Raw genomic sequence first — 23,924 nt, forward strand, 5'->3', positions numbered from 1 at the left:
GGATGGGCTCCTTCTTACTTCTTGGACGGGGACTTGGGCCGCTGCGGGCCACCCTTGCGCTGGCCGGACTGGGCCTTGCTGCGGGTGCCGGAGCCGGGCTTCTGGGGCTGCTTGGCAGCGGCGGGCTTGGCGTCCTGCGGCTCGTCGGACTTCTCCAGCGAGGTGGGCTCACCCGCCTGCTTGGGCCCGGACTGGCGCTGGGCCTTGGTCTGACGCTTGGGCTGCTGGCGCCGGGCGGCGGCAGCCGTGGCGGTGCCGGTGTCCGCGCCTTCCTCGGTCTGCGCCGCGGCCTGGACCGTGCCCTGCGTCACGGTGCCGTCGGCCTGGGCGGCGAGGCCCGCCTTGTTCAGCGCGTTGATGAACTTGCGCTCGAACTCGTTCCGGTCACGGCCCTTGGCGACGATCGCCTTGATGATGACCTTCTCGCTGCGCCGGCGGATCTTGCCGTGCTGCGTGATGTGCTTGGACAGGCGCTCCAGGTAGGCGGCCTGGGCCTTGGAGCCCGGGGTCGGGTTGTTGTGGATGACGTACATCTGCTGGCCCATGGTCCACACGTTGGTGGTCAGCCAGTAGACGAGGACACCGACCGGGAAGTTCACACCGAAGACGGCGAACATGACCGGGAAGACGTACATCAGCATCTTCTGCTGCTGCATGAACGGCGTCTTCACCGTGGTGTCGACGTTCTTCGTCATCAGCTGGCGCTGCGTGTAGAACTGCGACGCCGACATCAGCACGATCATGATCGCGGTGACGACACGGACGTCGGTCAGCGAGGCGCCGAGAGCGCTGATCTGGCTCTCGCTGCTGAAGAACTTGGCGGCCAGCGGAGCGCCGAAGATGTGCGCGTGACGGGCGCTGGCGAGCAGCGGCTCGTTGATGACACCGATGGTCTTGCCCGTCGCGATGCCGTTGAGCACGTGGTACAGGGCGAAGAAGAACGGGGACTGCGCCAGGATGGGAAGGCACGAGGAGAGCGGGTTGGTGCCCGTCTCCTTGTACAGCTTCATCATCTCTTCGGACTGACGCTGCCGGTCGTTCTTGTAGCGCTCCTGGATCTTCTTCATCTCCGGCTGGAGCGTCTGCATCGCGCGCGTCGACTTGATCTGCTTCACGAAGAGCGGGATCAGGCAGATGCGGATCAGGATCACCAGGGACACGATGGACAGGCCCCAGGCCCATCCGGTGTCAGGGCCGAAGAGCGCCCCGTACACCTTGTGGAACTGGACGATGACCCAGGAGACGGGCCAGGTGATGAAACTGAAGAGGCTGGCAATCGTGTCCACTAATCATGCTCCTTGGGCATGGGACGAAGTCTCTGCGGCCGGGCTCGGAGGAAGCTCGGAAGCAGGCTTCTCGAGCTTCGCTTCGGTGGCCGGTTCGGCGGCGGAGGACCCGCCCCTGCGTGCGCGCCACGCATTGCGCAGCATTTCGTGCCACCGCGGGCGCTTACGCGGCGGAACATGGTCCACACCGCCCAGCGACCACGGATTGCACCGGAGGATGCGCCAGGCGGTGAGTGCCGTTCCCTTGATCGCACCGTGCCGGTCGATGGCCGTGTAGCCGTAGTGGGAGCACGACGGGTAGTACTTGCACACCGGCCCCAGCAATGGACTGATCGTCCACTGGTACAGCTTGATCAGAGCCAGCAGCGGGTACTTCATCGCGCGCCCCCTCCCAGCAGCCGCTGAAGGGCGGCATCCAGGTCTCGGGCCAGCTGTGCGTGGTCTGCGTCGCCCGCTCCGGGCAGCGCTCGTACGACTACCAGGCTACCGGGGGGGAACAGGGCGACTCGGTCACGCATCAGATGACGCAGTCTGCGCTTCACTGTGTTGCGCACGACCGCACCACCCACGGCCTTGCTCACGACGAAACCCGCACGCGTCGGGGGAGCGCTCTCCCCAGGCGCGTGCGGGTCCGTTGCACCGCTTCGAAGGTGGACGACGAGGGTCGGGCGTCCGGCCCGACGACCTCGTCGTACCGCGGTCGCGAAGTCCTCGCGCCGCCTCAGCCGGTTCTCGGTGGGCAGCACGACGTCATGACCTGATCGGGATCAGGCGGACAGGCGGGCGCGACCCTTGCTACGGCGGGACGCGAGGATCGCGCGGCCGGCACGGGTGCGCATACGCAGCCGGAAGCCGTGGGTCTTCGCGCGACGACGGTTGTTCGGCTGGAAGGTGCGCTTGCTCACTCGGGGGCTCCAGAAAAGAATCGGTAGTGGCGGGGTGCCGTCCTGGCTGTCACCGTGCGCCCACGAGTAGCTCGCGTCACGCCCGAGTGCACCGCTTCCCGATCACCTGACGTGATCTGTGCCCATCGGAGGCAGGCGGCAGCAGCCATCGACAACTCGACCTGGTTACGGTACGCGCGGCTGCGCCATCCGGTCAAACCGAGGGGCGCCGGGGGACACTGTCCACAGGCTGGGGACAACAACTTGAACCGTACCCGCCGCGCTGACTACCGTGGCTGGACTCCGATTCGTTCCTTTGTCCCCACCCGAGCGGGATCGCCCCCGCCCACCACCCGGATTCCATCCCGACCCGTCCGCGAACCACACGTTCGTGGGACCTGTGAGAGAGCGTGCCCTGTGGCTGACGTACCTGCCGATCTTGCCGCAGTGTGGCCACGAGTACTGGAGCAGCTCCTCGGAGAGGGCCGCGGACAGGGTGTGGAGGCGAAGGACGAGCACTGGATCCGGCGCTGCCAGCCGCTCGCGCTGGTCGCGGACACGGCCCTGCTGGCCGTACCGAACGAGTTCGCGAAGGGTGTGCTGGAAGGCCGCCTGGCACCGATCGTCAGCGAGACGCTGAGCCGGGAGTGCGGCCGCCCCATCCGGATCGCGATCACCGTGGACGACTCGGCCGGCGAGCCGCCGACGCCCGCGGCGCCCCCCGCGTCGCAGACGCAGAAGCCGCGCTACGAGGAGCCGGAACTCCCCGCGGGGTCCTACGAGGGCTACGGCCGCCACCGCGGCGACCGCCCGGTCGGCGACCCGCGCGCCGAGCAGTTGCCGCCCGGCCGCCCGGACCAGCTCCCCACCGCCCGCCCGGCCTACCCGTCCGAGTACCAGCGCCCCGAGCCCGGCGCCTGGCCGCGCTCCGGGCAGGACGAGTACGGCTGGCAGCAGCCCCGGCTCGGCTTCCCCGAGCGTGATCCGTACGCCTCGCCGTCGTCCCAGGACGGCTACGGCTCCGGCGGCGACGCGTACGGCTCGCCGTCCCAGGACTACCGCCCGCAGGGCAGGGACCGGTCGCCGTACGAACAGAAGCGCGGCGACTACGACGGCCCGCGCGCGCAGTACGAACCGTCCCGCCCGGACTACGACGCCCCGCGCGGGGACTACGACCCGTCCCGGTCCGAGTACGACCAGCGCGAACCGGTCCGCCGCGAGCTGCCCGAGCCGCCGGTGCACCGCGGTGGTCCCGGCCGCCCGGACATGCCCCAGGCGGGCCCCGCAGGACCGCCGGCCGCGCAGCCCGCGCCGGCGAGCGGCCCCGGTGAGCCGACCGCGCGGCTGAACCCGAAGTACCTGTTCGACACGTTCGTGATCGGCGCTTCCAACCGGTTCGCGCACGCGGCGGCGGTCGCGGTCGCCGAGGCTCCGGCGAAGGCCTACAACCCCCTGTTCATCTACGGGGAGTCGGGGCTCGGCAAGACGCACCTGCTGCACGCCATCGGGCACTACGCGCGCAGCCTCTACCCGGGCACGCGCGTGCGGTACGTCAGCTCGGAGGAGTTCACCAACGAGTTCATCAACTCCATCCGCGACGGCAAGGGCGACAGCTTCCGCAAGCGCTACCGGGAGATGGACATCCTGCTCGTCGACGACATCCAGTTCCTCGCGGACAAGGAGTCGACGCAGGAGGAGTTCTTCCACACCTTCAACACGCTCCACAACGCGAACAAGCAGATCGTGCTCTCCAGCGACCGGCCGCCCAAGCAGCTGGTCACGCTGGAGGACCGGCTGCGCAACCGCTTCGAGTGGGGCCTGATCACCGACGTCCAGCCGCCCGAGCTGGAGACGCGCATCGCGATCCTGCGGAAGAAGGCGGTGCAGGAGCACCTCAACGCACCGCCGGAGGTGCTGGAGTTCATCGCCTCCCGGATCTCGCGGAACATCCGTGAGCTGGAGGGCGCGCTGATCCGGGTGACGGCGTTCGCCTCGCTCAACCGGCAGCCGGTGGACCTGGGCCTGACGGAGATCGTCCTGAAGGATCTGATCCCCGGGGGCGAGGACTCGACGCCGGAGATCACCGCGACGGCCATCATGGCGGCGACCGCGGACTACTTCGGGCTCACGGTCGAGGACCTGTGCGGCAGCTCGCGCGGCCGTCAGCTGGTCACCGCGCGGCAGATCGCGATGTACCTGTGCCGGGAGCTGACGGACCTGTCGCTGCCGAAGATCGGGGCGCAGTTCGGCGGGCGGGACCACACGACCGTCATGCACGCCGATCGCAAGATCCGGGCGCTGATGGCCGAGCGGCGGTCGATCTACAACCAGGTGACCGAGCTGACCAACCGCATCAAGAACGGCTGACCCGCGGCCGGCGCCGGGCGTACGGCCGCACCGAGGCGCCTTCGGGACGAAAGCTCCCGGGGGCGCCTTTCGCGTCCCCGCAGGCGGCCGGGACGGCCCGTCAGCCGCCGGCGGCACGGCTCCCGTGGTGGCCCCGCCCGCCACCCGGTGTTCGATTACTTGCCTGGTTACGGCCACTCTCCACAGATTCGGTGACTTTCTTCCGTCCACATCCTGGGGACTGTGAAGTTGTCCCGAACCGTGTCCACAGGGAAGCCTCGGCCCCGGCTTCCGCCCAGCTCAGAGGCCTGTGGAATCGTGGACGAACGATCTCCACAGACTGTGGACAACTCCGGGATCCACAGCCTGTGAACGGAGTTGTCCACCGGCGGCCCACAGGCTGGGGGCAGTTGTCCCCAGCGATCCCCAGCTTCTCCACAGCGCTGTCCACTGTTCGGCAACCCGGCGCACCCGCTCACCGCGTCGAGTGAAAGCCGTCACAGGAAGGTGCCGGATTGGGGTGTGGGAAACCTGGGTATTCCTGGGGACACAGCTGGGGAGAACTGCCCTCAGCCTGTGGGCGGCGTGTGCAGAACTTTCCGTTCTCCACAGACAGCCCCGGTTGTCCACTGCCTCCACCCACAGGGCCGGTGGACAAAATATCCGCGCTGAGCTGGGCAAACGTGGTTATCCACGGTATCCACAGGCCCTACTACTACTCCCGACTAGAGAGAGCTCGGCAATCGTTTCGAAGCGGGGCCTGTGCACAACTCGCCGTCTCGCGCCCGGCTGCCCCTCGGTCGGACTTGACCCCAACGGGCACCTACTGTCAGTGCCGTGCGTCAGACTGGTTCCGGTGTCCTTCCCGTCGCAGAGGGCGGTGACACCGAGTCGGAGGACTCAGCAGCAACGGCAGCATCAGGAGGCGGCTTACGGTGAAGATCCGGGTGGAACGCGACGTACTCGCGGAGGCAGTGGCGTGGGCCGCACGCAGCCTCCCGGCCCGTCCGCCGGCGCCTGTCCTCGCCGGCCTGCTGCTGAAGGCGGAGGACGGCAAGCTCAGCCTGTCCAGCTTCGACTACGAGGTCTCCGCGCGGGTGAACGTCGAGGCGGAGGTCGAGGAGGAGGGCACCGTCCTCGTCTCCGGCCGGCTGCTCGCCGACATCTCCCGCGCCCTCCCCAACCGGCCGGTGGAGATTTCCACAGACGGTGTACGAGCCACGGTGACGTGCGGCTCCTCCCGGTTCACCCTCCACACCCTGCCTGTGGAGGAGTACCCGGCGCTGCCGCAGATGCCGAACGCGACCGGCACCGTCCCCGGCGAGGTCTTCGCCGCGGCGGTCTCCCAGGTGGCCATCGCGGCCGGCCGGGACGACACGCTGCCGGTGCTCACCGGTGTGCGCATCGAGATCGAGGGCGACATGGTCACCCTGGCCTCCACCGACCGCTACCGCTTCGCGGTCCGCGAGTTCCTGTGGAAGCCGGAGAACCCGGACGCGTCCGCGGTCGCCCTGGTCCCGGCGAAGACGCTGCTGGACACCGCGAAGTCGCTGGGCGCCGGGGACAGCGTCACGCTGGCGCTGTCCGGGTCCGGTGCCGGTGAGGGCCTGATCGGTTTCGAGGGCGCCGGGCGGCGGACGACCACGCGCCTGCTCGAGGGCGACCTGCCGAAGTACCGCACGCTGTTCCCGACCGAGTTCAACTCCATCGCCGTGATCGAGACCGCGCCCTTCGTGGAGGCCGTCAAGCGCGTGGCGCTGGTCGCCGAGCGGAACACCCCGGTGCGGCTGAGCTTCGAGCAGGGCGTGCTGATCCTGGAGGCCGGGTCGAGCGACGACGCACAGGCTGTGGAAAGGGTGGACGCCCAGCTGGACGGCGATGACATCTCCATCGCGTTCAACCCGACGTTCCTGCTGGACGGTCTGAGCGCGATCGACTCGCCGGTGGCGCAGTTGTCGTTCACCACGTCCACGAAGCCGGCGCTGCTGAGCGGCAAGCCGGCGGTGGACGCGGAGGCCGACGAGGCCTACAAGTACCTGATCATGCCGGTGCGGCTCAGCGGCTGATCGTTGTCCACAGCTGTGCACGGTGCCGGGTGCCGCATGAGGCGCCCGGCACCGCGGTCGGCCCAGGCGGGGGCGCCGGCCGCGCGGCCAGGGCGGCACGAGTCCGTGGACGGGGCTGTTCCCGCAGGTGAGCGGCTATGCCCACAGCTGTGCATGAGCGTCCGGGTTTAGGCTCGGCTCGGCACTTCGGTGCCTCTCACGCCACACAGCGACCTAAGGACACAACTGATGGAGCTCGGTCTCGTCGGCCTCGGCAAGATGGGCGGCAACATGCGCGAGCGGATCCGCCGCGCGGGCCACACCGTCCTCGGATACGACCGCAACGCGGACCTCGCGGATGTCCACAGCCTGGAAGAGCTTGTGGGCAAGCTCAAGGGCCCGCGCGTGGTCTGGGTGATGGTCCCGGCCGGCGAGCCCACCCAGTCGACCATCGACCAGCTGGCCGAGCTGCTGGAGCCCGGCGACGTGGTCGTGGACGGCGGCAACTCCCGCTGGACGGACGACGAGAGGCACGCCGAGGAGCTGGCCGCCAAGGGCATAGGCTTCGTCGACTGCGGTGTCTCCGGCGGCGTCTGGGGCCTGGAGAACGGGTACGCGCTGATGTACGGCGGCGACGCCGAGAACGTCGCCAAGGTGCAGCCGGTCTTCGACGCGCTGAAGCCGGAGGGCGACTTCGGTTCGGTGCACGCGGGCAAGGTCGGCGCGGGCCACTTCGCGAAGATGGTCCACAACGGCATCGAGTACGCCATGATGCAGGCCTACGCCGAGGGCTGGGAGCTGCTGGAGAAGGTCGACTCCGTCACGGACGTCCGTGAGGTCTTCCGCTCCTGGCAGGAGGGCACGGTCATCCGCTCCTGGCTGCTGGACCTCGCGGTGAACGCCCTCGACGAGGACGAGCACCTGGAGGGTCTGCGCGGGTACGCGCAGGACTCGGGTGAGGGACGCTGGACGGTGGAGGCCGCGATCGACAACGCGGTGCCGCTTCCGGCGATCACCGCGTCGCTGTTCGCGCGGTTCGCCTCCCGCCAGGAGGACTCGCCGCAGATGAAGATGATCGCCGCGCTGCGCAACCAGTTCGGCGGCCACGCGGTGGAGAAGAAGTAATCCACAGGGTCGCCCCGCGATCCACAAGAGGGTCGTTCCGCGATCCACAAGCCTGAGGGAGGTCGGCGGTCCCGCCATGCACGTCACGCATCTGTCGCTCGCCGACTTCCGCTCGTACGCCCGGGCCGAGGTCCCGCTCGACCCGGGCGTCACCGCCTTCGTCGGCCCCAACGGACAGGGCAAGACCAACCTCGTGGAGGCGGTCGGCTACCTGGCGACCCTCGGCAGCCACCGGGTGGCCTCCGACGCCCCGCTGGTCCGCATGGGCGCCGAGCGGGCGGTCGTGCGGGCGCAGGTCCGGCAGGGCGACCGGCAGCAGCTCATCGAGCTGGAGCTGAACCCGGGCAGGGCCAACCGCGCCCGGATCAACCGCTCCTCGCAGGTCAGGCCGCGGGACGTGCTGGGGATCGTACGGACCGTGCTGTTCGCGCCCGAGGACCTCGCGCTGGTCAAGGGCGACCCGGGTGAGCGGCGGCGGTTCCTGGACGAGCTGATCACCGCGCGGTCCCCGCGGATGGCGGGTGTGCGCTCGGACTACGAGCGGGTGCTCAAGCAGCGCAACACGCTGCTGAAGACGGCCGCGCTGGCCCGCCGGCACGGTGGGCGGTCCATGGACCTTTCCACGCTCGACGTGTGGGACCAGCATCTCGCGCGCGCGGGCGCGGAGCTGCTCGCCCAGCGGATGGATCTCATCGCCGCGCTGCGGCCGCTCGCCGACAAGGCGTACGAGCAGCTCGCTCCCGGGGGCGGTCCGGTGGCGCTGGAGTACAAGCCGTCGGCGCCGGGCGAGGCGCACACGCGCGAGGACCTCTACGCCCAGCTGACGGAGGCCCTCGCGGAGGCGCGCAAGCAGGAGATCGAGCGGGGCGTGACCCTGGTGGGGCCGCACCGCGACGACCTGCTCCTCAAACTCGGTCAGCTGCCGGCCAAGGGCTACGCCTCGCACGGCGAGTCCTGGTCCTACGCCCTCGCGCTGCGGCTGGCCTCCTACGACCTGCTGCGCGCCGAGGGCAACGAGCCGGTGCTGATCCTGGACGACGTCTTCGCCGAGCTGGACGCGCGCCGCCGGGAGCGGCTGGCGGAGCTGGTCGCGCCGGGCGAGCAGGTGCTGGTCACCGCCGCCGTGGACGACGACGTACCCCATGTGCTGGCCGGCGCGCGGTACACGGTGGCCGGCGGGGCGGTGGAGCGCGTATGAGCACCGACGGGCCGGCCACCCCCGATCGCCGGAAGACGGCCGCGCCGGGCGGTGACGAGCCGTCCGGCGTCGACCTCGCGCGCGTGGCGTTGCGCGCGGCGAAGGAGCAGGCACGCGCGCGGGGGGACGCGGCGCGGCAGAAGAAGCAGGCGCGGCGGGGCGGCGGTCTGCGCTCCGGCGCGCGCGCCGACGGACGCGATCCCATGGCGCTGGGCGCGGCGATCAACCGGCTGATCACCGAGCGCGGCTGGGAGAAGCCGGCCGCGGTGGGCGGGGTGATGGGCCGCTGGCCGCAGATCGTCGGCGAGGACCTGGCCCGGCACTGTGTGCCGCAGCGGTACGACGAGGACGAGCGGGTGCTGACCGTCCAGTGCGACTCGACGGCCTGGGCGACCCAGCTGCGGGTGCTCGCCCCCGCCCTGGTGGCGCGGATCAACGAGGACCTCGGGCACGGCAGCGTCCGGATGATCAAGGTGCTCAATCCGGGCGGCCAGGCCCGTCGCTACGGCCCGCTGCGGGCTCCGGGGAGCACCGGACCCGGCGACACCTACGGGTGATGTACCTCACGTCGGGCGCCCGGCCCGGCGTGCCGTCGCACCCCGTCCACAGGTGTGGATCACCGCTGTGGGGTGCCCCGCAGCCCCCGTCGGCAGGCCTCGGATCGCCATCTGACCCGCCAGTAGCCACGGGTTGACGGCTCGAAGCGCTGAGTGCCGCTGTGAGCCCCTTGGAGCCCCCTTCCGTATATCGGTACCCGGCGGAGACCGGTTGAGGGCGGCACATGGGAGCCCAGGTGCCCGCAAACCCCCAGCGATGTCAGTGCTACCGGTAGACTGGAAGACAATCCCGCCCCAACGTGGGGACCGCCCGGGAAAAGCTGAGCAACGCTGATCAAGGCTTACCAACGCAACATGCCGCAGCCGCTCCGGCAACCTGCCGACGAGCCCGGCTCGTGCTGTGCCAGAAAGGGCGCTTCGTGGCCGATTCCGGCAACCCCAACGAGAACATCCCGTCCACCGACGCCGGCGTGAACGCCGAGGCCACGGAGTCCGCCGCGGCCTCCGCGTCCTACGACGCCAGCGCTATCACCGTGCTCGAAGGGCTTGACGCGGTCCGCAAGCGGCCCGGCATGTACATCGGCTCCACGGGCGAGCGCGGACTGCACCACCTCGTGTACGAGGTCGTCGACAACTCGGTCGACGAGGCGCTGGCCGGTTACGCGGACACCATCGACGTGACGATCCTCGCCGACGGCGGCGTGCGCGTCGTCGACAACGGCCGTGGCATCCCGGTGGGCATCGTGCCCTCCGAGGGCAAGCCGGCCCTCGAGGTCGTACTGACCGTGCTGCACGCGGGCGGCAAGTTCGGCGGCGGCGGGTACGCCGTCTCCGGCGGTCTGCACGGTGTGGGTGTGTCCGTCGTGAACGCGCTGTCCACCAAGGTGGCCGTCGAGGTCAGGACGGACGGCCACCGCTGGACGCAGGACTACAAGATGGGCGTCCCGACGGCGCCGCTGGTCAAGCACGAGGCGACGGAGGAGACCGGGACGTCGGTCACCTTCTGGGCCGACCCGGAGATCTTCGAGACCACCGAGTACTCCTTCGAGACGCTGTCCCGGCGTTTCCAGGAGATGGCGTTCCTCAACAAGGGCCTGACGATCCGGCTCACCGACGAGCGTGAGTCGGCGAAGGCCACCAGCGGCGCGGACGAGGCGGGTGCGGACGAGAAGGCGGAGGTCAAGACCGTCACGTACCACTACGAGGGCGGCATCGTCGACTTCGTGAAGTACCTCAACTCCCGCAAGGGGGACGCGGTGCACCCGACGGTCGTCTCGCTGGAGGCCGAGGACAGGGACAAGAGCCTGTCCCTCGAGGTCGCCATGCAGTGGAACAGCGGCTACACCGAGGGCGTGTACTCCTTCGCGAACATCATCCACACCCACGAGGGCGGCACGCACGAGGAGGGCTTCCGCGCGGCCCTCACCAGCCTGATCAACAAGTACGCGCGCGACAAGAAGCTGCTGCGCGAGAAGGACGACAACCTCACCGGCGACGACATCCGCGAGGGTCTGACCGCGATCATCTCGGTCAAGCTGAGCGAGCCGCAGTTCGAGGGCCAGACGAAGACCAAGCTGGGCAACACGGAGGCGAAGACCTTCGTGCAGAAGGCGGTCTACGAGCACCTCAACGACTGGCTGGACCGCAACCCGGTCGAGGCGGCGGACATCATCCGCAAGGGCATCCAGGCGGCCACCGCGCGCGTGGCGGCCCGCAAGGCCCGCGACCTGACCCGCCGCAAGGGGCTGCTGGAGTCGGCGTCGCTGCCGGGCAAGCTGGCCGACTGCCAGTCCAACGACCCGGCCAAGTGCGAGATCTTCATCGTCGAGGGTGACTCCGCCGGCGGCTCGGCCAAGTCCGGCCGGAACCCGCAGTACCAGGCGATCCTCCCGATCCGCGGCAAGATCCTGAACGTGGAGAAGGCGCGGATCGACAAGATCCTGCAGAACCAGGAGATCCAGGCGCTGATCTCGGCCTTCGGCACGGGTGTGCACGAGGACTTCGACATCGAGAAGCTGCGCTACCACAAGATCATCCTGATGGCGGACGCCGACGTCGACGGCCAGCACATCAGCACCCTGCTGCTGACCTTCCTGTTCCGCTTCATGCGGCCGCTGGTGGAGGCCGGGCACGTGTACCTGTCCCGTCCCCCGCTCTACAAGATCAAGTGGGGCCGGGACGACGTGGAGTACGCCTACTCGGACCGTGAGCGCGACGCGCTGATCGAGATGGGCCGCCAGCGTGGCAAGCGCGTGCGCGAGGACTCGATCCAGCGCTTCAAGGGCCTCGGCGAGATGAACGCCGAGGAGCTGCGCGTGACCACCATGGACCAGGAGCACCGGGTCCTCGGCCAGGTCACCCTGGACGACGCCGCCCAGGCCGACGACCTGTTCTCGGTCCTCATGGGCGAGGACGTCGAGGCCCGTCGCCAGTTCATCCAGCGCAACGCCAAGGACGTCCGCTTCCTCGACATCTGAGTCGGTCTCAGCTGACCGCACCAGGAAGGATCCTCACCAGCAATGGCCGACGAGAACACTCCCGTCACCCCCGAAGAGGGCGGCGAACTCGTGATGCGTGTCGAGCCCGTCGGGCTCGAGACGGAGATGCAGCGCTCGTACCTGGACTACGCGATGTCCGTCATCGTGTCCCGTGCGCTGCCCGACGTCCGGGACGGCCTCAAGCCCGTCCACCGCCGCGTGCTGTACGCGATGTACGACGGCGGCTACCGCCCCGAGCGCGGCTTCTACAAGTGCGCCCGTGTCGTCGGCGACGTCATGGGCAACTACCACCCGCACGGCGACTCCTCCATCTACGACGCCCTGGTGCGCCTCGCCCAGCCGTGGTCGATGCGGATGCCGCTGGTGGACTCCAACGGCAACTTCGGCTCGCCGGGCAACGACCCGGCGGCGGCCATGCGCTACACCGAGTGCAAGATGGCGCCGCTGTCGATGGAGATGGTCCGGGACATCGACGAGGAGACCGTCGACTTCACGGACAACTACGACGGCCGCTCCCAGGAGCCGACCGTCCTGCCGGCCCGCTTCCCGAACCTGCTGATCAACGGCTCGGCCGGTATCGCGGTCGGCATGGCGACCAACATCCCGCCGCACAACCTGCGCGAGGTCGCGGCCGGCGCCCAGTGGTACCTGGAGAACCCGGACGCCTCGCACGAGGAGCTGCTGGACGCGCTCATGGAGCGCATCAAGGGCCCCGACTTCCCGACCGGCGCCCTGGTGGTGGGCCGCAAGGGCATCGAGGAGGCGTACCGCACCGGCCGCGGCTCCATCACGATGCGCGCGGTGGTCGAGGTCGAGGAGATCCAGGGCCGGCAGTGCCTGGTGGTGACCGAGCTGCCGTACCAGGTGAACCCGGACAACCTGGCGCAGAAGATCGCCGACCTGGTGAAGGACGGCAAGATCGGCGGCATCGCGGACGTCCGCGACGAGACGTCGTCCCGTACGGGCCAGCGCCTGGTGATCGTCCTGAAGCGGGACGCGGTCGCCAAGGTCGTGCTGAACAACCTGTACAAGCACACGGACCTGCAGACGAACTTCGGCGCCAACATGCTGGCGCTGGTCGACGGCGTGCCGCGCACCCTGTCGCTGGACGCGTTCATCCGCCACTGGGTGACGCACCAGATCGAGGTCATCGTCCGCCGCACCCGGTTCCGGCTGCGCAAGGCCGAGGAGCGCGCGCACATCCTGCGCGGTCTGCTCAAGGCCCTGGACGCCATCGACGAGGTCATCGCGCTGATCCGGCGCAGTGACACCGTCGACGTCGCGCGCAGCGGCCTGATGGGCCTGCTGGAGATCGACGAGATCCAGGCGAACGCGATCCTGGAGATGCAGCTGCGCCGGCTGGCGGCCCTGGAGCGGCAGAAGATCGTCCAGGAGCACGACGAACTCCAGGCGAAGATCAACGAGTACAACCAGATCCTCGCCTCGCCGGTGCGCCAGCGCGGGATCGTCAGCGAGGAGCTGGCCGCGATCGTCGAGAAGTACGGCGACGACCGGCAGACCAAGCTGATCCCGTACGAGGGCGACATGTCCATCGAGGACCTGATCGCCGAGGAGGACATCGTCGTCACCGTCACGCGCGGCGGCTACGTCAAGCGGACGAAGACGGACGACTACCGGGCGCAGAAGCGCGGCGGCAAGGGCGTGCGCGGCGCGAAGCTGAAGGAAGACGACATCGTCGACCACTTCTTCGTCTCCACCACGCACCACTGGCTGCTGTTCTTCACCAACAAGGGCCGGGTCTACCGGGCGAAGGCGTACGAGCTGCCCGAGGCCGGCCGGGACGCCCGCGGCCAGCACGTGGCGAACCTGCTCGCCTTCCAGCCGGACGAGGCGATCGCGGAGATCCTGGCCATCCGTGACTACGAGGCGGCGCCCTACCTGGTGCTCGCCACCAAGTCCGGCTTGGTCAAGAAGACGCCACTGAAGGATTACGATTCGCCTCGCTCCGGTGGTGTCATCGCCATCAACCTGCGGGAACGCGAGGACGGTTCGGACGACGAGCTGATCGGCGCCGAGCTGGTCTCGGCGGACGACGACCTGCTGCTGATCAGCAAGAAGGCGCAGTCGATCCGGTTCACCGCCTCCGACGATTCGCTGCGTCCGATGGGCCGCGCCACCTCCGGCGTCAAGGGAATGAGCTTCCGGGCAGGCGACGAGCTCCTCTCGATGAATGTGGTGCGACCCGGTACGTTCGTGTTCACTGCCACCGACGGTGGGTACGCGAAGCGGACCGCCGTCGACGAGTACCGCGTCCAGGGCCGCGGCGGCCTCGGCATCAAGGCCGCCAAGATCGTGGAGGACCGCGGGTCGCTCGTCGGCGCGCTGATCGTCGAGGAGAACGACGAAATCCTCGCGATCACCCTGTCCGGCGGTGTGATTCGCACGCGAGTCAGCGAGGTCAGGGAGACGGGCCGTGACACCATGGGCGTCCAACTGATCAATCTGGGCAAGCGCGATGCCGTCGTAGGTATCGCACGTAACGCCGAAGCGGGGCGCGAGGCGGAGGAAGTCGACGGCGACGTGGCCGTGGACGAGACCGCCGAGGGTGCCGCGACCACCGGCACGGACGAGGGTGAGGCACCCTCGGCCGAGTAGCACGAGGAGTGAGTCAGCGTGAGCGGAGCCACGGGCGCCGGATCGGCCGGTACCTCCACGGGTACGGAAACGGACGGCGGCGGCCGTGGCTCCGCCGCGAGCGGACTGCCGGCGGGCAGTGCGCCCGCCGGTGGTGCGCACGACCCGCAGACGACGAACCTGAAGCCGGTGAAGGTGTCCGAGACGGACTCTTCCCGTACGTCTGGATCCCAGGGGGGAACTGTGACGGACACCCGAGGCCCGGCCGCGTCCGGTGAGGCGCGGCCGGCGTCGCCGCTACCCGGGGAGCGGCGCCAGGAGCAGGCCGACGGGCCCTACCACCCGCCGCAGGCCTATCCGGCGCAGGCGCCGGCCGGTGCGACGCGCAAGCCGCGTACGGGCGTGCGGACGGCCCCCCGGACCCGCAAGGCGCGGCTGCGGGTGGCCAAGGCCGACCCGTGGTCGGTGATGAAGGTCAGCTTCCTGCTCTCCATCGCGCTCGGCATCTGTACGGTCGTCGCCTCGGCGGTGCTGTGGATGGTCATGGACGCGATGGGCGTGTTCTCGACGGTCGGCGGCACGATCTCGGAGGCGACCGGTTCGAACGAGGCGAACGGCTTCGACCTCCAGGCGTTCCTGTCGCTCCCCCACGTCCTGACGTTCGCGGCGATCATCGCGGTCATCGACGTGGTCCTGGCCACGGCGCTCGCGACGCTCGGCGCGTTCATCTACAACCTCTCCGCGGGCTTCGTGGGCGGCATCGAGCTGACGCTGGCGGAGGACGAGTGACCCGCGGACCAGCGGCGTTCTGACGGCCCCCCGACAACCGATTTTGGGACTGGCGCGGTCGTGCGCTAATCTTCAGGAGTCAGCGCGCGGGACACACACCGCAGAGCGCGGCGGGGCTATAGCTCAGTTGGTTAGAGCGCATCCCTGATAAGGATGAGGCCACAGGTTCAAATCCTGTTAGCCCCACCAGCACGAAGACCCCCAGTCGGTATCGGCTGGGGGTCTTTGACATCCATGGCTGACATCAGCCGATGAGTGGATCTTCCAGAAGCTCGGCGAGCATGCCGACCGCTTCCCGCTCGCTGTCGCCGACCACGTGCGTGTAGACGTCCATGGTCATGCTGATCTGGCTGTGCCGGAGGATCGCCTGAGCGACCTTGGGGTGCACCTTCAGGAAGGCGAGCAGGGTCCCGCAGGTGTGCCGAGCGAGGCGGACCGTGATCCGGCGGACGCCGGCCCGCTTGACGAGCCGATCGAAGGTACGGAAGAAGCCCACAGGGTCGATCATGCCGCCGTGCTCGGAGGAGAAGATCAGGTCATGGTCTGGCTCTTGCGACCAGTGCTCACCGGCGATCTTCCGTTCCAGTTCCTGAAGCTCTCGGCGCTCCTCCAGGACGCGAGCGCAGAAGCCGGGAAGCGGGAGCACGGCCTGTGAGGACTCCGTCTTGAGGTCCTTGAGGACCAGGCCCACGCCCTTGACACGCTGCACCTGCTTGACCGGGGTGAAGTGGCCGGCCTCGAAGTCGATGTCCTGCCAGCGCAGCCCAAGAACCTCGCTGCGGCGGAGGCCGAGGACCAGGACGAGGACGCAGGCCGCGTAGAGCCGGTGGACGCGCACCGAGCGCAGGAAGGTGATCGCCTCCCGAGCGTTCCATGCTGTGCCCCTGTCCTTGCTGACCTTGGGCATGTCGACCAGGAGAGCGACATTCCGCGTCACCAGCTCCTCGCGCATGGCCCGATATCGCAGTCCTAGGACTGTCAACAGTCCTAGGACTATGTTTCACTAGACCTCGTCGAGAGGGGTTCGAGATGGCGCCCAAGTGGCGGGAGCTGGCGGACAAGCTGGCCGAGCAGATCAGAAGGGGTGACTACGCCCCGGGCCAGCAGCTTCCGCACATCAGGACGCTTGTCGAGTCGGGCGAAGGCTCCAAGGCCACCGTGCACGCGGCCTACAAGGCCCTGGAAGCCGAGGGCCTGGTCACCTCATCGCGCGGCCACGGCACGGTCGTGCGCCAGCAAGTCCCTCTCAAGCGCTTGGGTATCGCCCGCTACGACAAGGCCAAGTGGCGAGACGGCGACGAGGTCGCGTTCATCGCTGACCGCGTGGCATCGGGCCGCAGCTACCGACGGAACGAGCAGACCCAGACGGTGAGCCGCGTCGTGGCGCCGCCGGAGGTCGCAGCCGCACACGGGCTGCCGGAAGGCGCGGAGGTCTACGCACGCGCCCGCCTGGTCAAGGAAGGCGACCGACCGACGCACACGCTGACCAGCTACTACCGGCCCGAGCACGTGGAAGGGACGCGACTGGTCGACCCCACTCCGGGCCCCGCCGGCCGAGGCGGCGGATTCCGCGTGCTGTACGACGCGGGATACGAGATCGACCACATGAAGGAACAGCTGTTCGCTCGCGCCGCCACACCGGACGAGGTGAAGCAGCTTCAGTTGCCGCCGGGCGAACCGGTGGTCGAGCTGCACCGGACGACGTACACGGCGGACGGCACCGTCGTGGAGTTCGCTATCGGGGTACACGCGGCATCACGCTTCGCGTGGGAGTACGACTTCAAGGTGCCCGACTCGGCGAGGGACGGAGAAGGACAGCAGTGATCTCGACGCAGGATTGGGCTGACGCCCGGCGCGTATGGGACTACCACCAGATGGGCCATGCCCCCCGGCTGTGCTCAGTGGCCATCGGACTCGGCAGTCATGACCTGGGAGTGGCCGACACCGCCGTGGACCTGTACAAGCGCGGCCTGGCCCCTCTACTCGTGTTCACCGGAGCCACCAGCCCGACGACCCGGGAGCGCATGCCCCGCGGCGAAGCCGTCCACTACCGCGAGCGGGCATTGGAGCTGAGGGTTCCCAGCGAGGCCATCCTGGTGGAGCCGCACGCCCGGAACACGGGGGAGAACATCCGCTTCTCCCGGAAGCTGTTGGAGGAGAGCGGGGTGGAGGTCTCCTCGGTGCTGCTGATCAGCAAGCCGTACGAGGAGCGGCGCGCGTACGCCACGGCACGCAAGCTCTGGCCCGAGGTCGATGTCGTCAGCGCTTCCACGCCCATGACCTTCGACGAGTACGTCGACTCCATCGGTGACGCCCGTTTGGTGATCGACATGCTGGTCGGCGCCCTGCAACGGCTGATGATCTACCCGGATCAGGGATTCATGATCCGCCAGCCAGTACCCAGCGACGTGGCCGAGGCGTACGAGCGCCTGTGCCAAGCCGGGTACACGAGCCGACTTACAGCCGCCGCGACATCTTCGACCTGACCAGCGGAACGAGAGCTGTTACAGGTTTCTCTACCTCATCAAGCCCCGGCTGCGCTCCGCTCCGCCGGGCGCGCTTCCCGGCTCCGCCGCGGGCGACGCTCCTGCCTTCGGCCCGCTCCGCCCGCGCTGCGCCGACGCGCGCCCACGTGTGGATAGGGCCGATGGCCATGAGTCGATCACCGCAGAGATCGGCCCGCGGTCAAGGCAATGCCTCCGGCGGGGGATCGGCCGGCACCGGGATGGAGGGGGCGCCGTTCCCGACTGCGGGCCCGTAGTGGCGTGCGTGGGGACTCCCATCCCGTCCACCGTCGACCCAGGCAGAGCCGAGCAGACGTGGTCCATGGCGTCCAGGTCGTTCGTACAGTGGCGCGCTCCACCTGGACGCCATGGACCACGCCCGCTCCACATGCGTGTGGGTCGACGGCGGACGGGATGGGAGCTGGGGAGAGTGGTGGGTACTGGATCTGCCATCGGTTTCTGCAGGGAGGGGCAAAGATCGCGCTAAGAACTTGAGCGATTCATTCCCTGTCGTATGAGCGGCCTGCCAGGCTCTCGCGCTGCGGGAACAAGCCGCAGTGATGTCGTGGGGCCTGCCGACGAGGGGTACCGATGCTCAGGTTCATGGACTGGTCCGTCGTCGTGATGGGCTGCTTGCTGGTTCTTCTCGGTTTCGGCTGCCGCTGGTGGGAGCAGGCGAAGATTCGCAAAGGAGCCAGCCCCCGCCAGGGCGTGCGCTTGCACTTGATCCCCCTGCTCATAGGTCTTGGCATGATCGTCGGCAAGTCGCCGCACCTGGTGGACGCGCCCTTCGCCGTCGTGATGACTGCCGACTCGTTGAGTCTTGTGCTGGGGGTCGCCGCGGCGCTGGTCTTGGTCGTACCGGCGAAGCGGCAGGTCGGTTCTGGGCCGTCCGCTGAGTGACGGCAATGCTTGTCAAGACTGCGCGCGGCGACTGACACCAGCAGCTGACACCAACAGGCGCGAACAGCAGCGATCCGTGCCGCACCTCAGTGGACGATCGGCCCAGACGCAGACCCGGTTGGCCGGTGTCGACGGTCCCTCGTGATCGACCTGATAAGGATGAGGCCACAGGTTCAAATCCTGTTAGCCCCACCAGCGATAAGACCCCCGGTCCAGCAGGACCGGGGGTCTTTCGTTTCGGGTGGGTGTCCGGGGCGGGGAACGCATCCGTCGCTCATACCAGTATGAGTGCGAAGATGATGATGAAAAGAACCACTATGCCCAGGACTACCCAGACGCCCTTGCCGCCCCGGGACGGGCTCGGGAGTGCTCCCTCCCTGGGGCGGTCCTCGGGGAGCGCCGCGTCTTCGGTCTGGTCTCGCTTGTAGAACTCGTCGTCGGTCATGTGCACCGCCTCCTCCGGCGTCGCACGAGTGCCCCGCATACCGGTGGTCACGCTGCGGCAGGCTCACGGGCGGGCGGGCGGGTGCGGGCGCCGGCGCAAGAAAAAGGCCCGACCGCTGGCGACGGGGGATGCACCAGCGATCGGGCTATGGCCAAGGGTAACAAGGTTGTCGGTTGTGTGGGGCCAAGTCCGGGGGGAAAGGGGCAGGTTGGCCGATCATCGACCGCACGGGGGGTCGTAGCCCAGGCGCGGCAGGTACTCGTGCCAGCGCCGGGGGGTCAGGACTCCCCGGGTGACCGAGCAGATGTGCCGGATCGCCGTGCCGGCGTCCAGGCTCCACAGCCGGACCGTGTCGGCACCGCTGGAGACGCCGAGGACGTGGCTCTTGGGGCTGAAGATGAGGAAGTTGCCCGTCTTGGCGTTGGGGCTCATCGACTGGCCGATCGGAGCCGCCGAGGCGGGGTCGGTGACGTTCCACAGGCGGACCGTGTTGTCGCTGCCGCCGCTGGCCAGGGTGGAGCCGCCGGCGCCGAACGTCAGGGACGTGACCGCCTCGGTGTGCCCGGTGAGCGGCTTGCCCAGGGGTGCGGCGCGCGCCGGATCGGCGGTGTTCCAGAGGCGGACCGTGTCGTCGTCGCTGCCGCTGGCCAGGGTGTGGCCGCGCGGGGCGAAGGCGAGCGCGTTGACCGGGCCGGAGTGCTCGGTGAGGGGCCTGCCCAGGGGGCGGGTGTGCGCGGGGTCGGTCACGTCCCACAGCCGGATCGTGCTGTCCGCGCTGCCGCTGGCCAGGGTGCGGCCGTCCGGGCTGAAGGCGAGGCTGTCGATGTAGCCCCGGTGGCCGGTGAGCGGCCTGCCGAGCGGTGCCGGGCGGCCCGGGTCGGCCACGTCCCACAGCTGGACGGTGCGGTCGTCGTAGGCGGTGGCCAGGGTGTGGCCGTCCGGGCTGTAGGCCAGCGCCTCGGGGCCCATGAAGCGGGTGCGCAGGCGCAGCGGCGGGCCGGCGGCGACCGGGTGGGCGGGGTCGGTGACGTTCCACAGGTGGACGGTCCGGACACCGGTGAGGACGGCGAGTGTGCGGCCGTCGGGGGAGAACACCAGGGAGCGCTCGTCGCCGTCGGCCCGCATGAACGGCTCGCCGAGCAGGACGGGCCGGCCGGGCCGCGTCACGTTCCACAGCCGCAGCCTGCCGTCCCGGGCGGCCGTGGCCAGCACCCGCCCGTCGGGGCGGAACGCTCCGGTCCGGCCGATCATGTCCGAGGTCGGGACCGACCACAGGCGCACCTTGCCGTCCCCGCTGCCGGTGGCGAGGGTCCGGCCGTCCGGGCGGAACCCCAGGGCGTACATCTCGCCGCTGCTGCCCGCGAGCGGCTCGCCGACCTGGGACGGGGAGTCCGGGTCGCTGACGTTCCACAGGCTCGCCGTGCTGTCCGCGCTCGCGGCGGCGAGCCGGCCGCCGTCCGGGCTGAACGCCACCGACCAGACCGGGCCGGTGTGGCCGGTCAGCGGCGAGCCGACCGCCGCGGCGCGGGCGGGCTCGGTGACGTCCCACAGCCGGATGGTGTCGTCCGCGCTGCCGCTGGCCAGGGTGTGCCCGTCGGGGCTGAAGGCCACCGAGTGCACGAGGTCCGTGTGCCCCCGCAGCGTCCTGACCGGCTGGGGCCGGCGGGGCGCGGTGACGTCCCACAGCCGGATCGTGTCGTCGTCGCCGCCCGTCGCGAGCGTCCGCCCGTCCGGGGCGAACGCCACACAGCGCACCGCGGCGCCGTGCCCCCGCAGGGTGGCGAGGGCACCGGGCCTGCGCGGGTCGGTGACGTCCCACAGCCGCACGGTGCGGTCCTCGCCGGCCGTGGCCAGCGTGCGCCCGTCGGGACTGAAGGCGACGAGGTAGATCGTGCCCTGGTGGCCGGTGAGCGGTGTGCCCAGCGGGCGGGCGTGCGCGGGGTCGGAGACGTCCCACAGCCGGATCGTGCCGTCGTCGCCGGCGCTGGCCAGGGTGCGGCCGTCCGGGCTGAAGACGGCGCTGCTGACCCAGCTGGTGTGGCCGGTCAGGGGTGCGCCGAGCGGGGCGGGGCGGTTGGGGTCGGTCACGTCCCACAGCCGGATGGTGCGGTCGTAGCTGGCCGTCGCCAGCGTGTCGCCGTCCGGGCTGAAGGAGGTCAGGTAGACGGCGCCGGTGTGGCCGGCGAGCGGGGTGGCCAGCGGCGCGTTCACGATCGAGATCAGGCGGCTGTACGTGCCCTCGTCGCCGGGGCGCAGCTGGTGCGCGACCAGGTCGAGCTGGGCGGCCAGGGACGGATCGGTGTGCTGAACCCGGTCGGCCTCGGCGAGCACCTGCTCGAACACGGCGTCGTCGCGCTGCTTCCAGGCGATCACCGCCGTGCCGGCCGCGAGCACGGCCAGCGCCACCAGCGCCGCCACCGCGGCCCGGCTCAGCCACACCGAGCGCTTGCGCAGCCGCACCGAGGCGGCCAGGAACTCCACCGCGCTGCGGGTCAGATACGTGTCCCCGGCCGACCTCGCCCAGCCGCGGGCCTGCTCCAGCCGCGACCCCCGGTACAGCAGCGAGCTGTCCCGGCCCGAGTCCTCCCAGGCCCGGCCGTCCTCCTCCAGCCGCTGGCGCAGCAGATGGTCGCTCCGGCCCTCGTCGATCCAGTGCCGCAGCCGGGGCCAGGCGTGCAGCAGCGCCTCGTGGGTGATCTCCACGGTGTCCGCGTCCAGCGTCACCAGCCGGGCCCGCACCAGGGCCTCCAGCGACTCCTCCGTCTTGCCGGGGTCCGACGACTCCTGCGCCAGCTGCCGCCGGGTGCCGCGCCGGCGCGTGGCCTGGGTGTCCTCGCCCAGCCGGACCAGCCGCAGCAGGAGCAGCCGGGCGGCGGCGCGGGCCGCCGGGTCCAGACCGGACCAGGCGCGTTCGGCGGTCGCCGCGACGGCGCCCTGGATGCCGCCCGCCGCGCGGTAGCCGGCCAGGGTCAGCCGGCCGGCCTTGCGGCGCTGCCAGGTGGCCAGCAGGGCGTGGGAGAGCAGCGGGAGCACACCCGCGTCGTGCGCGCCGCGCGGGCCGTCGGCGCTCACCTCGCGCACGATCAGCTCGGCGAGGCCCGGCTCCAGTTCCAGACCCACTGCCTTGGCCGGACCGGTCACCGCCTCGCGCAGTTCGGTGCCGGTCAGCAGGCCGAGCACCATGTGCCGGTGCTGGAGCGCGTCGGCGAGTTCCGGGTGGTCGAGGCACTGCTCGTAGAAGTCGGCGCGGATGCCGAGGACGACCCGGACGGGCGCGGGGCCCGCGGCGCCGGCGGGCGGGGTGCAGGCGGTGTGCAGGAAGTGGATGAAGACGCGCCGGCCGGCCTCGTCGGCGCAGAGGGTGAACGCCTCCTCGAACTGGTCCACGATGACGACCGGCCGGTCGTCCGGGCCCGTCGCGCGGTCCGCCCAGGCCGCGACCGCCTCGCGCACGGCCCGGGTGAGGTGCGGGGCGTCGCAGCCCGGCAGCGCCGGGTTCCGCGCGGCTTCCCGCTCGGCCCTGCGGGCGTCCTCGGCGACGGCGGCGAGCTCGGGGACACGGCGGACCAGCTCACCCAGCGGATCGGCACCCGGGACGAACTGGAGGACGGGGCCGGGCGGGCCGGGCGGGTCGGTGGGGTCGCCGACGGGGTGGGCGGAGTCGTCGGTGGGACGGCCGGTGGGGTGGCCCGTGGGGCGGTCGGGGTGGTCGGCGGGCTGGGCGGGGGCCTCCCCGGCGGGTGCGGGCGCCTCCTCGCGCGGGGAGGGGACCGTCTCCTGTCGGGCAGGGCCCGTCTCGTGCCGGGGAGGGGCCGTCTCGTGCCGAAGAGGGCCCGTCTCGTGCCGGGAAGGGACCGATGCCCCGCCGGCTCCCGGCCCCGTGCCGCTCGCCCCCGTGTCCGCGCCCAGGTTCCCGGCCCCGCCATGAGCACCCGCGCCCGCGTTCCCGGCCTCGCCGGGACCCTCCGCGCCCCCATGCCCGGCCCCGCCATAAGCACCCGCGCCGGCCTCCGCGCCCGCGTGCCCGGCCCCGCCATGCACCCCGGCACCCACGCTCCCCGCCCCGCCGGGCGCCCCCGTGTCCAAGGCTCCGCCGCGGATCGCCGGGACCAGGCCGGCGTTCAGCAGGGACGACTTTCCGGCTCCCGAGGCGCCGACCAGCATGACCAGTCCGCCGGACCGCTCGGCCGCGCGGAGCTGGGCGACGAGGGCCTTCGTGCTCCGTTCCCGGCCGAAGAACCACCGGGCGTCCTCCCGCCGGTACGGGGCCAGCCCCCGGTACGGACACACGCCGCCGGCGACGGGCGGGGCCTGGGCCGGTGGCCGCCGGTTCTCCTGCGAGGGCGGCGCGGGCCGGTCGACGGCCGGTCCGGCCACCGCCAGCTCCCACAGCCGCTGCCAGTGGCCGAGGTCGTACAGGCCGGCGGAGACCGGAGCGGGACGCAGCCGCCGCGCCTCCGGGATCAGGATCTGCAGGACCGCCGCGAGGGCGGCGAACTGGGCCGGTACGTTCCTGGCCCTGCGCCAGTCGCTGATCCGCTGCGCGGACACCCGGACCGGCCGGCCGCGTTCGTCGATCCGCTGGAGTCGTACGACCGCTTCCGAGACGCTCTTGAGGGGAGGGTTTCCGGCCTCCTTGTACAGCAGCGCGAGGCGCTCGGCGAAGGCTGTGCGTGCCCCTGAGTCGGAACTCAAGGTCCCACCCCTTACTCTCCCTCGCGAGTGACGTCCGGACCGGAAAACTCACCT

The 23,924-nt window shown here is 70.3% G+C and carries 18 protein-coding genes and 1 tRNA gene; 12 read left to right on the forward strand and 7 right to left on the reverse strand.

What is annotated here, in order from left to right; all coding sequences use genetic code 11:
- Positions 1-14 precede the first annotated feature (14 nt).
- From yidC to rpmH, 4 genes are read right to left on the reverse strand one after another with little or no spacing between them, the layout of a single operon-like run.
- Positions 15-1,286 carry a membrane protein insertase YidC gene (gene yidC / locus AB0947_RS26310; RefSeq protein WP_366752779.1) on the reverse strand — a complete coding sequence of 424 codons (1,272 nt, stop codon included), beginning with the start codon at positions 1,284-1,286 and terminating at the stop codon, positions 15-17.
- 3 nt (positions 1,287-1,289) lie between these two features.
- Complete coding sequence (gene yidD / locus AB0947_RS26315; RefSeq protein WP_366752780.1) at positions 1,290-1,664, reverse strand: membrane protein insertion efficiency factor YidD; 375 nt, start codon at positions 1,662-1,664, stop codon at positions 1,290-1,292.
- Entirely contained in the window at positions 1,661-2,032 is a 372-nt protein-coding gene (rnpA, locus tag AB0947_RS26320) for a ribonuclease P protein component (RefSeq protein ID WP_078611778.1), read from the reverse strand. The genes yidD and rnpA overlap by 4 nt, the downstream gene beginning before the upstream one ends.
- Positions 2,033-2,053: 21 nt before the next feature.
- A complete protein-coding gene (gene rpmH, locus AB0947_RS26325; RefSeq protein ID WP_003956500.1) occupies positions 2,054-2,191 on the reverse strand; it encodes a 50S ribosomal protein L34 in 138 nt (45 codons plus the stop codon).
- 396 nt (positions 2,192-2,587) lie between these two features.
- Here rpmH and dnaA point away from each other — a divergent pair, with 396 nt between their 5' ends.
- The 9 genes from dnaA (at position 2,588) to AB0947_RS26370 (ending at position 15,512) form a co-directional block, all read left to right on the forward strand.
- Positions 2,588-4,537 (forward strand): chromosomal replication initiator protein DnaA, encoded by a 1,950-nt coding sequence (gene dnaA / locus AB0947_RS26330; protein WP_366752781.1) that lies wholly within the window; start codon positions 2,588-2,590, stop codon positions 4,535-4,537.
- Positions 4,538-5,451: 914 nt separating this feature from the next.
- A complete protein-coding gene (gene dnaN / locus AB0947_RS26335) occupies positions 5,452-6,582 on the forward strand; it encodes a DNA polymerase III subunit beta (RefSeq protein WP_366752782.1) in 1,131 nt (376 codons plus the stop codon).
- A 228-nt stretch (positions 6,583-6,810) separates the two neighbouring features.
- Positions 6,811-7,686: a phosphogluconate dehydrogenase (NAD(+)-dependent, decarboxylating) gene (gnd, locus tag AB0947_RS26340; protein ID WP_225808687.1), complete on the forward strand. Its 876-nt coding sequence runs from the start codon at positions 6,811-6,813 to the stop codon at positions 7,684-7,686.
- Positions 7,687-7,762: 76 nt separating this feature from the next.
- A complete protein-coding gene (gene recF, locus AB0947_RS26345; RefSeq protein WP_366752783.1) occupies positions 7,763-8,884 on the forward strand; it encodes a DNA replication/repair protein RecF in 1,122 nt (373 codons plus the stop codon).
- Positions 8,881-9,441: a DciA family protein gene (locus AB0947_RS26350; protein ID WP_366752784.1), complete on the forward strand. Its 561-nt coding sequence runs from the start codon at positions 8,881-8,883 to the stop codon at positions 9,439-9,441. Before recF ends, AB0947_RS26350 begins: the two co-directional genes overlap by 4 nt.
- A 395-nt stretch (positions 9,442-9,836) precedes the next feature.
- Complete coding sequence (gene gyrB, locus AB0947_RS26355) at positions 9,837-11,918, forward strand: DNA topoisomerase (ATP-hydrolyzing) subunit B (RefSeq protein WP_366752785.1); 2,082 nt, start codon at positions 9,837-9,839, stop codon at positions 11,916-11,918.
- A gap of 42 nt (positions 11,919-11,960) precedes the next feature.
- Complete coding sequence (gyrA, locus tag AB0947_RS26360; RefSeq protein WP_366752786.1) at positions 11,961-14,555, forward strand: DNA gyrase subunit A; 2,595 nt, start codon at positions 11,961-11,963, stop codon at positions 14,553-14,555.
- Between the two features lie 18 nt (positions 14,556-14,573).
- The gene (locus tag AB0947_RS26365) at positions 14,574-15,323 is read left to right on the forward strand and encodes a DUF3566 domain-containing protein (protein WP_366752787.1); all 750 of its coding nucleotides are present in this window, start codon (positions 14,574-14,576) and stop codon (positions 15,321-15,323) included.
- 112 nt (positions 15,324-15,435) lie between these two features.
- A tRNA-Ile gene (locus tag AB0947_RS26370) sits at positions 15,436-15,512 on the forward strand.
- A 55-nt stretch (positions 15,513-15,567) separates the two neighbouring features.
- Here the strand turns inward: AB0947_RS26370 and AB0947_RS26375 are convergent.
- Positions 15,568-16,260: a site-specific integrase gene (locus AB0947_RS26375; protein WP_366752788.1), complete on the reverse strand. Its 693-nt coding sequence runs from the start codon at positions 16,258-16,260 to the stop codon at positions 15,568-15,570.
- Positions 16,261-16,352: 92 nt separating this feature from the next.
- On the opposite strand from AB0947_RS26375, the gene AB0947_RS26380 reads away from it, so the two are divergent.
- The 3 genes from AB0947_RS26380 to AB0947_RS26390 all read left to right on the forward strand — a co-directional run bounded on the left by AB0947_RS26380 (position 16,353) and on the right by AB0947_RS26390 (position 18,730).
- A complete protein-coding gene (locus tag AB0947_RS26380) occupies positions 16,353-17,147 on the forward strand; it encodes a GntR family transcriptional regulator (protein ID WP_366752789.1) in 795 nt (264 codons plus the stop codon).
- A complete protein-coding gene (locus AB0947_RS26385) occupies positions 17,144-17,809 on the forward strand; it encodes a YdcF family protein (RefSeq protein ID WP_366752790.1) in 666 nt (221 codons plus the stop codon). Before AB0947_RS26380 ends, AB0947_RS26385 begins: the two co-directional genes overlap by 4 nt.
- A 621-nt stretch (positions 17,810-18,430) precedes the next feature.
- A complete protein-coding gene (locus tag AB0947_RS26390) occupies positions 18,431-18,730 on the forward strand; it encodes a hypothetical protein (RefSeq protein ID WP_366752791.1) in 300 nt (99 codons plus the stop codon).
- Positions 18,731-19,004: 274 nt separating this feature from the next.
- On the opposite strand, the gene AB0947_RS26395 is transcribed toward AB0947_RS26390, so the two are convergent.
- Together AB0947_RS26395 and AB0947_RS26400 are read right to left on the reverse strand one after the other, a co-directional pair.
- A complete protein-coding gene (locus tag AB0947_RS26395) occupies positions 19,005-19,175 on the reverse strand; it encodes a hypothetical protein (RefSeq protein WP_366752792.1) in 171 nt (56 codons plus the stop codon).
- 216 nt (positions 19,176-19,391) lie between these two features.
- Positions 19,392-23,870 (reverse strand): WD40 repeat domain-containing protein, encoded by a 4,479-nt coding sequence (locus AB0947_RS26400; protein WP_366752793.1) that lies wholly within the window; start codon positions 23,868-23,870, stop codon positions 19,392-19,394.
- Positions 23,871-23,924 lie beyond the last annotated feature (54 nt).

The sequence above is a fragment of the Streptomyces sp. NPDC047841 genome, from assembly GCF_040704085.1.
Lineage (GTDB): Bacteria > Actinomycetota > Actinomycetes > Streptomycetales > Streptomycetaceae > Streptomyces > Streptomyces argyrophylli.